This is a genomic window from uncultured Winogradskyella sp., from assembly GCF_947495255.1.
GTDB lineage: Bacteria > Bacteroidota > Bacteroidia > Flavobacteriales > Flavobacteriaceae > Winogradskyella.
This window is the reverse complement of record NZ_CANLYI010000005.1, coordinates 292,118-306,438: the sequence shown is the minus strand read 5'-3', so window position 1 is coordinate 306,438 and position 14,321 is coordinate 292,118. Positions and strand designations below refer to the sequence as shown.

The 14,321-nt window shown below is 33.2% G+C and carries 8 protein-coding genes; 5 read left to right on the top strand and 3 right to left on the bottom strand.

Annotation, left to right across the window (positions count from 1 at the left end):
* Positions 1–54: 54 nt before the first annotated feature.
* Positions 55–1,467 (bottom strand): aldehyde dehydrogenase family protein, encoded by a 1,413-nt coding sequence (locus tag Q0807_RS09900; protein WP_299109202.1) that lies wholly within the window; start codon positions 1,465–1,467, stop codon positions 55–57.
* A 275-nt stretch (positions 1,468–1,742) separates the two neighbouring features.
* On the opposite strand from Q0807_RS09900, the gene Q0807_RS09895 reads away from it, so the two are divergent.
* Entirely contained in the window at positions 1,743–2,003 is a 261-nt protein-coding gene (locus Q0807_RS09895; RefSeq protein ID WP_299109200.1) for a hypothetical protein, read from the top strand.
* An 89-nt stretch (positions 2,004–2,092) separates the two neighbouring features.
* Here the strand turns inward: Q0807_RS09895 and cphA are convergent, their stop codons facing one another.
* Positions 2,093–4,735, bottom strand: a complete 2,643-nt coding sequence (gene cphA / locus Q0807_RS09890) for a cyanophycin synthetase (protein ID WP_299109198.1) — start codon at positions 4,733–4,735, stop codon at positions 2,093–2,095.
* A gap of 96 nt (positions 4,736–4,831) precedes the next feature.
* Between cphA and Q0807_RS09885 the strand changes: the two genes are divergently transcribed.
* Entirely contained in the window at positions 4,832–5,695 is an 864-nt protein-coding gene (locus Q0807_RS09885; RefSeq protein WP_299109195.1) for a cyanophycinase, read from the top strand.
* A gap of 136 nt (positions 5,696–5,831) precedes the next feature.
* On the opposite strand, the gene Q0807_RS09880 is transcribed toward Q0807_RS09885, so the two are convergent.
* A complete protein-coding gene (locus Q0807_RS09880) occupies positions 5,832–6,761 on the bottom strand; it encodes an isoaspartyl peptidase/L-asparaginase family protein (protein WP_299109193.1) in 930 nt (309 codons plus the stop codon).
* Positions 6,762–6,983: 222 nt separating this feature from the next.
* On the opposite strand from Q0807_RS09880, the gene polA reads away from it, so the two are divergent.
* The 3 genes from polA to Q0807_RS09865 are packed head-to-tail and all read left to right on the top strand — an operon-like array spanning position 6,984 to position 14,096.
* Entirely contained in the window at positions 6,984–9,827 is a 2,844-nt protein-coding gene (polA, locus tag Q0807_RS09875) for a DNA polymerase I (protein WP_299109190.1), read from the top strand.
* Positions 9,828–9,885: 58 nt separating this feature from the next.
* The gene (locus Q0807_RS09870) at positions 9,886–11,775 is read left to right on the top strand and encodes an McrB family protein (RefSeq protein WP_299109188.1); all 1,890 of its coding nucleotides are present in this window, start codon (positions 9,886–9,888) and stop codon (positions 11,773–11,775) included.
* 5 nt (positions 11,776–11,780) lie between these two features.
* Entirely contained in the window at positions 11,781–14,096 is a 2,316-nt protein-coding gene (locus Q0807_RS09865; RefSeq protein WP_299109186.1) for a DUF2357 domain-containing protein, read from the top strand.
* Positions 14,097–14,321 lie beyond the last annotated feature (225 nt).

Genomic DNA, 14,321 nt, shown 5'->3' with positions numbered 1-14,321 from the left:
CTTATCTTATCAAAGTGTTAAAGGTTTCACTTCAAGAATAACACCATTACCTTTCTAAAACCACTTAATAGTCAACCTCGCCAATTTCTCTTTAAAACCAGAATAAGGCGGAAACAACAATTCTGTAACACCAAACGTGTGCTGTTTTAAGACTGAACGTTCATTACTAAATGCTCTAAATCCATCAAACCCATGACTTTTACCAATTCCGCTGTTATTTACACCGCCAAAAGGTAAGTTGTGGTTAGCGTAATGCAATACACTATTGTTAATACATGTACCTCCTGCCCTAGTATTATCTATAATTTTCTTAGTGCTAGCTTTGCTTTTACTGTAGATATAAAGTGCTAATGGTCTTGGTTTTGAGTTCACGTATACTATTACTAGATCCAAACTTTCATAAGTTACAATTGGTAAAATAGGACCAAATATTTCTTCCTGTAGTAATTGTGCTTCAGGTTTTAAATCTGAAATTATTGTAGGTTCAATATACTTTGAAGTACTATCGGTTTCTCCTCCAACTTCAAATTTAGCATTTAATGTCTTTGCATTTTCTAAATAAGAATTTAAGCGTTCAAAATGTTTATTGGTTACAATTCTTCCGTAAGAATCTGATGTTTTTGGATTATCGTTATAAAATATATGAAGCCATTTTTTACAAGATTGTATAAATTCTGTTTTTATACTTTCATCAATCAAAACATAATCTGGCGACACACATATCTGTCCACAATTTAAGAATTTCGCCCACATAATTTTCTTTGCTGCTTTATCTACATTGGCTGTTGTATCTACTATCGTTGGTGATTTTCCACCAAGTTCTAAAGTTACAGAAGCCAAATTCTTAGCTGCTGCGGTCATCACTATTTTACCAACTTGTGGTGACCCTGTAAAAAAGATATGGTTAAAAGGTAATTTTAATAACTCTGTAGAAACCTCAACTTCGCCTTCTAGCAAAGCAACCTCATCTTCAGTAAACACATCAGAAATAATTTTAGCCATTAAGCTAGAAGAATGTGGTGTCATTTCAGATGGTTTTATAATCGCAGTATTACCGGCTGCAATTGCTGACACTAATGGTCCAAAGGTGAGATTAAAAGGAAAGTTCCATGGTGAAATTATTAAGCAAACACCTTTGGGCTGAAATTTAATGTGCGAGCTAGAACCTAACATAGACAGAGGAGTATCTACCTTATGTTTTTTCATCCATTGTTTTAAATGCTTTTTCGCATGTTTAATATCTCCTAAGATTGCATAGACCTCTGTTAACTCTGTTTCTACAACTGGTTTCCCTAAATCTTTACTTAGCGCTTCTTGTATTTCTATTCTATAAGTAGATTCTATAGCGTATTGAAGCCTATTCAACTTTTTTATGCGCTTATTATACGTGCTATTACCAATATTAAACTGGTTTTGGTATTGCTTCGTAAACAATTCAAAATATGGATTATTACTAAAATCATTCATAAATCATAGGTATTTATACACATTAAAAGCTCATTTAGTACCATTCGTCGACACTAATGTTTACATATTGTATTTCAACTGAAAAAATCAAGTTTTGAACTATAAAAACAATGGTTTTAAAGGGCTACGAGCCCAAAACACGCCGTTCGTCGAAAAATTACACAATCAACTACCACTTAACTACAGAACTCTTCTTTTCGTCTAAAATTTTTAACCACAACTAGAAACTTATGTTCCTTTGACCCGAAGTTAAACAAATATAGCTTCAACAAATTATGAAAAAAGGTTTAGTCATCATATTATGTTTAACAATGTCTCTAGCAGGCTTTGCTCAGCAAGATGTAGTTACAAATAACGAAACTGAACTAGTTGAAACTGAAAAAGCTGAAAAGGTAGAAGCTAAAACAATTAGTATCTCTGCAGAAGTAAAAGCTAAGGTTTTAAAAATGAATCGTAAAAAGAGTAACGCAATCATTAGTATAAAAGCTTACAGAAAGAGTCTTCAAATTAAAGTTAAGACAGTAAAGCTTTGTTAAGCCTTCAAACATTACGCTATTAACCATATATATTTAAAAAGCCGAAACGTAAGTTTCGGCTTTTTTATTCTTATAATAACTTATAGTTATTAATCTGCGAAATTCAATTCGCCATTGGCTTCTTGCTCCTTAAATTTTTTCACTAAATCTAAAGCATCAGGGATAACGTCACTACATAATATAATAAGTGATCCTTTTACTGCATTTTTAACAGCATACTTTATTGCTTCTTTCTCTGAAGGAATTATGGTCGTCTTTTTATTAGGGTCTCTTTTCTTAATACCATCATCTAGCATCTTAATTAATTCTTGTTCCGTTTTACCTCTTAAACGTTTGTCTTGTCTAATAATAATTTCATCAAACATATCAGCAGCTATAGCACCCATTTCATTATTATCTTCAACACGCCTGTCTCCAATACCTGCAATAATGCCTACTTTAACGGTTGCTTCAAGTTCATCTGTGAAGTTCTGTAAGGCTCGCATTCCTGCCGGATTGTGTGCATAATCTAATAAAATAGTAAAGTCTTTAAATTCAAATAAATTTAAGCGTCCTGGTGTTTGTGCTGCAGAAGGAATAAAGGTTTCTAAACCTGCTTTCATGTCTTCTATACTTATACCTTGTACATGCGCTCCTAAAACTGCTGCTAGCACATTCTGAATCATAAATTTTGCTTTCCCACCATAAGTCAACGGAATGTGTTCTGCCTTCATTAAGCGCATCTTCCACTCTCCTCTACATATGGTTACATAACCATTTTCGTAAACCGCAGTAATACCATTTAGGCGCTGTAAAGCTTTTATATGTGGATTGTTCTCGTCCATAGAAAATAATGCGACATTACAATCTAAATTGCGTCGCATATCATATACCAAATCATCATCGGCATTTAAAATCGCATAACCATCAGGCAAAACAGTTTCTGGTACAACACCTTTTACTTTTGCCAACTGTTCTATAGTATGTATTCCTTTAAGCCCTAAATGATCTGCTGCTACATTGGTTACAATCGCAACATCACATTTTTTAAACCCTAAACCAGCTCTTAATAAACCTCCTCTAGCACATTCTAAAACCGCAAAATTCACCGTTGGATCTTTTAATACAAACTCTGCACTTGCCGGACCTGTACAGTCACCTGTCATTAATAATCTGTTCTGAATATAAACACCATCACTCGTCGTATATCCTACACGATAACCATTCATCTTAGCAATATGAGAGATTAATCTTGAAGTGGTCGTTTTTCCATTAGTTCCGGTAATTGCTATAATAGGAATACGACCTGTATCCCCTTTTTGAGGAAATAATTTATCAATAACTGGAGCAGCCACATTACGTGGTAAGCCAGAAGTTGGCGCTAAATGCATTCTAAATCCTGGACCTGCATTAACTTCTAAGACAGCACCTCCTGTTTCTGATAATGGTTGAGAAATATCTGTGGTCATTATATCAATACCACAAATATCTAAATCAATAATTTTTGAAATTCGTTCTGCCATACTCACATTAGCAGGATGAATAATGTCTGTTATATCTTCAGCAGTTCCGCCTGTACTTAAGTTAGCCGTATCTTTTAATATCAACCTTTCTCCTTCTGAAATTATAGAATCTAAGGTATAACCAGCATCTTTTATAATGGTTTTTGTTAATTCGTTAACGGTTATTTGCGTTAATACATTTTCATGTCCAAAACCACGACGTGGATCACTATTAACTTTATCTATTAATTCTTGCACTGTAGATTTCCCATCTCCAATAACGTGCGCAGGAGTTCTAATCGCTCCAGCAACTAACCTATTATTTATAACCAACAATCTATAATCTTCACCGACAATAAATTTTTCTACGATAATTGCTCCGCTTTTAGAGCTTTCCTTAGCATGATGAAAAGCCACTAAAGCATCCTCGTAATTATTAATATCTACCGTAATTCCTCTTCCATGGTTACCATCAATTGGCTTAATTACTAAAGGAAAACCAACATACTCACAAGCTTCTTCTAAACTGCGTTCTCTTCTAATAATATCACCTTTTGGCACTTCTACTTCTGCCTGCTCTAATAAATACTTTGTATCTTCTTTATCACAAGCCAATTCCACACCAATACTACTTGTTTCACTTGTAACCGTTGCCTGAATACGTTTTTGATTGGCTCCATAACCCAACTGACATAGTGAATATTTATTTAAACGAATCCAAGGAATACCTCTTGCTTCAGCCTCAGCAACAATAGAACCTGTACTTGGCCCTAAACGATCTGCCTCACGAAGCTCTCTCATTTCCTGAATATCATCAGTTAAATCATAAGCTTCACCAGCAATTAATGCTTCACAAATTCTCACTGCTGATTTTGCTGCAAAACGCCCTACAGATTCTTCCATATAAGAAAAAACCACACTATAAACGCCTTCTTCTCCATAGCCTCTGGTTCTTCCAAAGCCAGTATCCATTCCTGCTAAAGTTTGTATTTCTAAAGCAATATGCTCTATAATATGACCCATCCACGTGCCTTCATCTACACGCATAAAAAAACCACCTTCGCAACCTTCAGAACAACGATGCGAATACATTGATGGAAACATTGTTTTTAAACGATCTGCAAAACCATCAATTTTATTTGAAGGTAACGCTTCCATCTCTTCAAGGTCGAGAACCATTACTATAAGTTTATGTCTTCTTACTGACCAATAATTAGGTCCTCTCATCGCATTGATTTCGCGTATTTTCATATAAGTTGGTTTTGGTTTAGTTAGTGAAAGATTATAAATATAGACATTTTCACTAAAAAAATTAGCTTATTTTTGCCCTATATTTTAGATAAAATTATGCAGCAGATTAAGGGAACATTAATACCAATTGGAGGAAATGAAGATAAAGGTATTGAAGACAGTGAAATTTACACTTTAGAATTTATTGACGACGGAATTTTATTTCATGTGGTTGAAGAAGCTGGAGGTGTTGATGCAAATATTGTTGTAATTCCTACTGCCTCAAGCATTCCTGTTGAAGTTGGCGAAAATTATTTAACTGCATTTACCACTTTAGGTTGTAAAAATGTTGAAGTTTTAGACATTCGCTCTAAAGAAGATTCTGAAACAGAACATGCTATTGCATTGATTAAAAATGCAGATTGTGTTATGTTTTCTGGTGGAGATCAATCTAAAATTACTGATAAAATTGGAGGTACAACCATTCAAGATATATTATTGGATCGCTACAAAAACGAAGACGGTTTTGTTATTGCTGGTACAAGTGCTGGTGCAATGGTCATGGCAAACGAAATGATTGCTGGCGGAAGCGCATCTGAGTCTTTCATTAAAGGTGCTGTAAACATGTATAAAGGTTTAGGGTTAATACCCGAATTGATTATAGATACGCACTTTATCAAAAGAGGTCGTTTTGGAAGACAATCGGAAGCGGTTGCAAAATTCCCTAATTTAATTGGATTTGGACTCGCTGAAGATACCGGAATGATTATTAAAAACGGAAACGACTGCACTGTTATTGGTTCTGGAATGGTCATTGTTTTTGATGGTAGTAAACTCACACATAACAACGAAAAAATATTAGAAGAAGGTACACCAATGACTATGGCAAATCTTACAGTTCATGTTTTATCTAATGGTGACCAATACAATATTAAAAATAGAAAGGTGAAGGTTTTACCTATTGAAGCACCTTTTATTTAAAAACAGTTAGCGTTTTTTTGTGATGAAAGAATAAAATGTATCTAGAACGCGTAAAAAAGATATAGTGTACAGCTTATACTTGTTGATAACACCAAAATAAATGGTTTAGAGATTCCTTTTTTTAAAGGGATTTATTTTATTTATAAATAGAAACCTCATCTATTCCATTTGAAGATTTCTGCCCTCTGTACATGCCTTCCGTATTAAACGGCATAGCAATATTTCCTTTTGTATCAACAGCAATTAAACCACCATCACCACCAATTTCAAGAATTCTTTTATGGATGACTTCGTTTGAAGCGTCTTGTAAACTCATGTTTTTGTGTTCTATTAAACACGCAACATCGTAAGCCACTACACCTCGTATAAAAAACTCACCACTTCCTGTACAGCTAATAGCACAAGTTTTATTGTTGGCATAATTTCCGGCACCAATCATAGGAGAATCACCAACGCGTCCCCATTTTTTATTGGTCATTCCACCTGTAGATGTTGCTGCTGCAATGTTACCATCTTGATCACAAGCTACTGCGCCAACAGTTCCGAATTTAGAATCTTTCTTTTTAGCGTGATCTAATTGAAAACTATCTGTATCCTTTATTTCTAACCATTGCTTATGTCTAAGCTCATCATAGAAATAAGTAGCATCTTCAAGCTTATAATTTAATTCTTTAGCAAACTGCATCGCTCCTTCTCCTGCTAAAAAAACATGTTCACTCTTTTCCATGACATCTCGAGCTAACGATACAGGGTTTTTAATTCCTGTTATTAAACTCACACCTCCTGCATTCAAAGTTTTACCATCCATAATAGAAGCATCCATTTCGTGCGTTTCGGTTGCCGTGAATACAGAGCCTTTTCCTGCATTAAATAGAGGTGAATCCTCTAATACTTTTACAGTTTCTTCAACAGCTTCAACAGCCGTTTTTCCTCCTTTTAAAAGTGCATAGCCAGTATCTAAAGCACGTTGCAATGCTAATTTATATTGTGCTTCTAATTCTGGCGTCATCATCCCTTTTACTAAAGTTCCGGCTCCTCCATGTATGGCTATCGAAAATGTATTCATGCTTATAATTTAAGTTTGGAAAATTACGAATTGCATTTTAAATAAACGCTTTAGTTTTTGTAGTTTTGAAACTCTTGTCCGCTAGAGCGCAGACGGGAACTAAATTTTCAACAATTCGTTACAAATAAAACCTTTCGTATTACTACGCAATGTACTTTCAAACAAAATGTATTTTGTTTTCAGTAATGCTCAAGGTGACATTCATTTTTCAAACCATATAACATGTCAGACCAAAAACGCTTATTTCTAGTTGATGCTTACGCACTAATTTTCCGTGGCTATTACGCTTTTATAAAAAACCCAAGAATTAACTCTAAAGGTGAAGATACTTCAGCTATTATGGGTTTTATGAATTCGCTTTTAGATGTCATTAAACGCGAACGACCAGATCATTTAGCCGTTTGTTTTGATAAAGGCGGCAGTGCTGATCGCGTAGAAATGTTTGAAGCATACAAAGCCAATAGAGATGAAACTCCAGAAGGCATTAAAACTGCTATACCCTATATCTACGAGATTTTAAAAGCCATGCACATACCGATTATGGTAAAAGAAGGTTTTGAAGCTGATGACGTTATAGGAACCTTAGCCAAAAAAGCGGAAAAAGAAGGCTACCAAACCTTTATGGTAACACCAGATAAGGATTTCGCACAATTAGTTAGCGAAAACATCTTTATGTACAGACCAATGTTTGGTGGTGGATACGAAACTTGGGGAATCCCAGAAGTGCAAAAGAAATTTGAAGTTACAGACCCTTTGCAAGTCATAGATTTTTTAGGTATGATGGGTGATGCTTCTGATAATATTCCCGGTTTACCTGGAGTTGGCGAAAAAACTGCTAAGAAATTTTTAGCCGCTTACGGAAGTATGGAAAACCTTTTTGCCAATTCGCATGAGTTAAAAGGTAAAATGAAAGAAAAGATAGAAGCTAACCAAGAACTAGGCTTATTATCTAAACAATTAGCCACCATTATGCTCGATGTTCCTGTGGAATTTAACGAGAAAGATTTTGAAATGTCTGAACCCGATATTCCTAAGGTGACTGAAATTTTTCAAGATCTTGAATTTAGACGTCTAATAGATAATTTTAATAAAACATTTTCAGCAGAAGCTATCGCTGCACCAACACAAACTTCAGCAAAAGCAGAAGCGCCAAAGACAACACCTAAAGAAGAAAAATCAGCAGGCGAAGGTCAGTTTTCACTTTTTGGAGGCGGTACACCTTCTGCAACAGAAGCGGTTTCTGAAAACACGAGAAAAACGGCAGCAACCTATTCGCATTTTTATCAAAGTGTTGCTTCTGGTATGGCAACCCAACTGTTTGTAAAAAACTTAATGAACCAGACTTCGGTATGTTTTGATACCGAAACTACAGGTTTAAATCCACTAACTGCAGAATTGGTTGGTATTGCATTTTCATGGGAAGTTGGTAAAGGTTTTTATGTGCCTTTTCCTGAAGACAAAAACGAAGCTCAAGCTTTAATTGAAATCTTAAGACCGTTTTTTGAAAATGAAAACATCGAAAAAATTGGTCAGAATTTAAAATATGATATTAAAGTCCTAGCCAAATACAATATTAATGTAAAAGGTAAATTGTTTGATACCATGTTAGCGCACTACTTGATAAACCCAGATATGCGTCATAATATGGATATTCTTGCTGAAACGTATTTAAACTACACACCAATTTCTATCACAGAACTTATTGGTAAAAAAGGCAAGAATCAACTCTCTATGCGAGATGTACCTTTAGAGAAACAAACCGAATATGCCGTTGAAGATTCAGATATTACCCTTCAACTTAAGGAACATTTTGAAAAAGAATTAGGCGAAGCCAACACTCAAAAATTATTTGATGATATTGAAATTCCGTTGGTACGCGTGTTAGCTGCTATGGAATTAGAAGGTATTAATTTAGATACCGAATTTCTAAATTCACTATCCGACGATTTAAATAAAGACATCTTAAATCTAGAACAAGAAATATATGCAGCTGCAGGCGAAGAATTTAACATTGCATCACCAAAGCAATTGGGAATTGTTTTATTCGAAAACATGAAGTTGGTAGATAAGCCAAAGAAAACCAAAACCGGACAATACAAAACAGGAGAAGATATTTTATCTGCTTTAGCAAAAGAGCATAAAATTATTAGAGACATCTTAGAATATCGTGGACTCGCAAAATTAAAGAGTACTTATGTAGATGCCTTACCGTTACAAGTTGAATCATCAACAGGTAGAGTGCACACAGATTATATGCAAACCGTAGCTGCTACTGGTCGTTTAAGCAGTAATAATCCTAATTTACAGAATATTCCAATCCGTACAGAACGTGGTCGCCAAGTGCGAAAAGCTTTTGTACCAAGAAACGAAGAATACACCTTACTAGCTGCCGATTACTCGCAAATAGAATTACGAATCATCGCTGCATTAAGTGAAGAGGAAACGATGATTGAAGCCTTTAAGAATGGTGAAGATATTCATGCGTCAACCGCTTCAAAAGTATTTAATGTACCATTGGCAGAAGTGACAAGAGAACAACGTAGTAATGCCAAAACTGTTAATTTCGGAATTATATATGGTGTCTCAGCTTTTGGCCTAAGTAACCAAACCGATTTATCACGTGGCGAAGCCAAAGAATTAATTGATACCTATTATGAAACGTATCCAAAATTAAAAGCCTACATGAGTAAGCAAGTCGATTTTGCTAGAGATAATGGTTATGTATCTACCGTTTTGGGTCGTCGTCGTTATTTAAAAGATATTAATTCTCGTAATGCCATTGTACGTGGTGCAGCAGAACGAAATGCCGTAAATGCACCAATACAAGGAAGCGCAGCGGATATTATTAAAATTGCCATGATTAATATTTACAACAAGCTAGAAGCTGGCAATTACAAATCTAAAATGCTCTTACAAGTGCATGATGAATTGGTATTTGATATCTACAAACCAGAACTCGAAGAATTATCTACGTTGATTAAAACTGAAATGGAAAGTGCGTTTATTATGGATGTGCCTTTAGATGTTGAAGTAGATACTGGTATTAATTGGTTGGAGGCGCATTAGGAAGAATAAGTTAGAAACAATCCTGGTCAAAAAAAAATTAAATTTCAATTCGAAAAACATGTCTACAGAAGCGATAAGAAATATTATACGAATAAATAAAAAAATAAAAAATGGTCATCTTGATGAATCTATTTCTTATAAGAATTACTCTGAAACTGTTAAACCTGAAATTGAAAATTTTAAAGCCAATTACAAAACGACGCCTAATAAATATTTAAAGAAATATTTAGAAACCATTAAGCACACTCTACCGCCTGAATATACATTAGGAAACTATCAACATTACGGCAACAACAATTTGCATGAATTCGTTTGGGCATGTATATATTATAAATATCCACATGTCAAATCACTTTATGCCTCAAGTTCTCCACAATTGTACGTCTTGGTTCACTCTAATGGAATAAAATTTGGGATTGATTATGGCGCTCAAATCGAAAACATATCACCGATTGTTCAAGAGGTTAAAAACAATATTGAAATTCAAGATCTTATTATTGAATTAAATAAAAATATCCCAGCATATAGACTTACTCAAGGTGCAGATTATTTGGCAGAAGAATCAGATAAAGTTCGTTTTCAATCTAAAATTGAGATAGAAAAAAACTGGGATAATAGAATTCACTTAATTAAGCAATATACTTCCGAAACACTACCTGAATCAATCGATGATGAAATTCTCAAAACATTAGAAGATTTAAAGCCATTATTTTTAAAAATCTGTCAATTAGATGTTGTCAAAAACGAAACCTCTAAAATTGTAGAAGAGACTAAAGATACTATACCTTTTGACATTAATGACTTTGAAAGAGGTACTATTAATTCTGGTTTATTTTATTCCCCTGAGCTAATCACAAGATATATTGCATCATTAGCTACAAAACCATTTGTTTTATTAAGTGGATTATCAGGTTCTGGAAAAACAAAATTAGCAGAAGCTTTTGCGAAATGGATTTGCAAAAGTGAAGAACAATATACTTTAATACCTGTTGGAGCAGATTGGACTAATAGAGAACCGCTGTTAGGTTACGTTAATGCTTTAGATAATGACGAATATATTTTACCAGAAAATGGTGCCTTAAAATTATTAATTGAGGCAAACAAAGAAGAAAATAAAAACAAGCCTTATTTTCTAATATTAGATGAAATGAATTTGAGTCATGTAGAGCGCTATTTCGCAGACTTTTTAAGTGTTATGGAATCTAAAAATGAATTTAAATTACATAGTTCTGAAGAAAACTTAAATAAAAAAGACAAATTTAAAAATTCACCAGAAGTACCTAATGCACTTACTTGGCCAAAAAACTTATATGTAATTGGAACCGTAAACATAGACGAAACTACGTATATGTTTAGCCCAAAAGTTTTAGATAGAGCTAATGTTATTGAGTTTAGAGTTAGCGATACAGATATTTCAGATTTTCTAAATAACCCTAAAGATATAGAGTTAGAAAAACTAAATGGCAAAGGAGCTAATATGGCTACAAACTTTATTGAAATAGCAACTGCAATAAAAGATGGAGAGAAAATAGAAGAGGACTATCGACTTAAAGATAATCAAGATATAATTAATGATTTCTTTAAAGAGTTACAAAAATCAGGAGCCGAGTTTGGCTATAGAACAGCTTTTGAAATATCTAAATTGATTTACAAATTAGAAGAATTTGGATTATCTGATGAAAATGACAAATTAGATATTGCTATTATGCAAAAGATGCTACCAAAGCTTCATGGTTCGAGAACAAAACTTACGCGTACTCTTAAACCATTAGCAAAGCTATGTTTAATAGATTTAAATGATAAATTTGATAAAGAATATTTTGAAAACTTTGAAAATATTGATTTTAAAAAAGATGTAAACATTAAGTACAAATTATCCTTCGAGAAGATTATGCGTATGTATAAAAATGCCATTGAAAATGGATTTGCAAGTTATGCTGAAGCTTAAAATAAATGGCCAAAGAAAAACACATATCTATACCATTATCTTACATCACTGAAGATTTAGAACTACATATTTTTCCTGAAGGAAAAAGTAAAGTTTTTAAAATTGAAGAAGCAGAGGCAATTGAATTTGGTGAATTTCCATATCAAATATTGGAAAGCCAAAGCTATGAATATGCGTTTAATAAAAAAGGTTATCGATTAAGTTGTGACAATAAAGGCATTGTAAAACAATCGCATAGAGAAAAATTTTCTGGTAAAATTAATCCGAGTTATTATGTAGGCACATTAAAACTCAACATTACACACAAGGAGAAAGAATTAAAACGGAAACACACTTTTTTGGAAGTGAAAGCCACCAAATTTAATTCTGATAATATAGATAAAAGTTACAGGGAGAATTATAGGTATATGCTTGAGGATATTACCGAAAAATGCACAGAACTTCTTTTACAAGTTAACTCTCCTATTCAACAACATTTTGAAACCGATTTTAACAAAGAAAGTGAAAGTCTATATCAACAATTTAGTTTTGTTAATTCTGTAATTGGAAGCATAGAGTTTGAAGAAGCTATACAGAAAATTATAAGCTCACCAAAAACGGATTGGGCAGGCAATGAAGAATTGGCGGATATTAGAAGTGTAAAGAAATTTACAAGGAGTTCTATTAAACAATTAATAAGTAGAGGAAACAGAATATCAATACCAGATTCTCATCCTTTATATGGTAAACCACTAAAAAACTTACCATCACATATTATCAATAACAGAAAAGTAGAGATTATTGATAATGCTGAAAACAGATTTATCAAACACACACTACAAACTTATCTTCACTTTAGTGAAAAATGTTTAGATAAATTTAAAAACGAAACTCGTGCACATAAAGAAGTAAAATATTTAACTACTAAATTAGAGTTGCACTTAAACAATTCGTTTTTCAAACAAGTTTCGAGACCAACAAGCTTAAATTTTAACAGTCCTGTTTTACAAAGAAAAAGTGGCTATAGAGAAATTTTAAAATCATGGTTAAAATTTGATTTAGCTGCAAAACTGACTTGGACTGGTGGTGAGGATGTTTACAATGCTGGCAAAAGAGATATTTCTAAACTATATGAATATTGGTTGTTTTTTATGTTGTATGATTTATTTAAAAGTAAATTCCCAATAGAAAACATTGAACATGATGGTAATCCTTACCATAGTTTAATAAGGAAGACAGACAAGAGTTTAAATTTTATTATAAAATCTGGGACTCATACTGCTTTTAATGGCATTAGTGAATTTGAAAACAGAAAGCTAAATGTTCGTTTTTCGTATAATCAAACTTTCAAAGGCGATACAAAACTATCTGAGAAGATAGAAGGCAGTTATACTAAAAACATGTATCCTGATTACACTTTGTCTTTTTGGCCTGCAGATACAACAGATGAAGAAGCAGAAGAAAAAGAGTTAATAGTTCATATTCACTTTGATGCAAAATACAAAGTAAATTATTCTGGAGCTATTGACGATACCAGAGAAACAGAAGAAGAAGCAGAAAGAAAAGGAGACTATAAGAATGTAGATTTATTTAAAATGCATGCTTATAAAGATGCCATAAGAAGAACAGGAGGCGCATACATTCTCTATCCTGGAAATAGTAAAGGAGATATGAAACGAGGGTTTCATGAGATAATACCAGGTTTAGGCGCATTTGCTCTAAGACCTAGTCTAAATAATAATGGAACAGCAGAGCTAAGCGATTTTATTGATAAAATAATTAGTCATCTTTTAAATAGAACATCTCAAAGAGAAAACATTGCCTCAAAAACTTACGACATTATTAAAGGCGGCAAATCAAAGCCTTTAAACGAACCACTTCCTGAATATGTGAATGGGAAAAAATTAATTCCTGATGAAACTTATGTTTTGGTTGGGTATTGTAAATCTGAAGAACATTTAAAATGGATAGATGACAAATTACTCTATAATTTTAGAATGGATAGCAATAGAGGTGCATTAAAATTAAACGAAGAAACTCTCAATGCAAAATATTTATTGCTCCATATGGCAGGCGACCAAGCTTCTTCAAGGCTTTACACAATTAAAAAACCGGAATATAGAGTAACAAAAAGAGCAACGCTAAAACGACTAAATTACCCAAATCCTAGACAAAAAAATTACTTAGTCGTTAGTGTAGAAAAATCTTGTGAAACTGAATTTGAAAATATTTCATGGAATTTTAAAGACTTAAATAATTATAAAACAGGCAGAGCTTCCGGCATACCTTTTATAGTTAGCTTACCTCAATTACTGAAAGTGAGAAAAGTTTTAGAAAAGTAAATAGTGTATTATTTCACACCCCTCAAGTCCCCTCAAGGGGACAATACTCACCAACAGACCTGTGTTTAAAATATAGTAATTAGTTCTACAAAGCATAATCAAAATCCTAGTTTTCCTTTATAAAATATCTCATCAAGGGGACAATCCTTACCAACAAACTTGTGTTTAAAAAATAATATTTAGTACTACAAAATATAATCAAGATTTAATAAATTTTTACTTTAT

Bases quoted from the DNA above. Each gene is read 5' to 3' on its own strand.
- Q0807_RS09900 (WP_299109202.1), bottom strand. From the start codon at position 1,467: ATGAATGATTTTAGTAATAATCCATATTTTGAATTGTTTACGAAGCAA.
- Q0807_RS09895 (WP_299109200.1), top strand. From the start codon at position 1,743: ATGAAAAAAGGTTTAGTCATCATATTATGTTTAACAATGTCTCTAGCA.
- cphA (WP_299109198.1), bottom strand. From the start codon at position 4,735: ATGAAAATACGCGAAATCAATGCGATGAGAGGACCTAATTATTGGTCA.
- Q0807_RS09885 (WP_299109195.1), top strand. From the start codon at position 4,832: ATGCAGCAGATTAAGGGAACATTAATACCAATTGGAGGAAATGAAGAT.
- Q0807_RS09880 (WP_299109193.1), bottom strand. From the start codon at position 6,761: ATGAATACATTTTCGATAGCCATACATGGAGGAGCCGGAACTTTAGTA.
- polA (WP_299109190.1), top strand. From the start codon at position 6,984: ATGTCAGACCAAAAACGCTTATTTCTAGTTGATGCTTACGCACTAATT.
- Q0807_RS09870 (WP_299109188.1), top strand. From the start codon at position 9,886: ATGTCTACAGAAGCGATAAGAAATATTATACGAATAAATAAAAAAATA.
- Q0807_RS09865 (WP_299109186.1), top strand. From the start codon at position 11,781: ATGGCCAAAGAAAAACACATATCTATACCATTATCTTACATCACTGAA.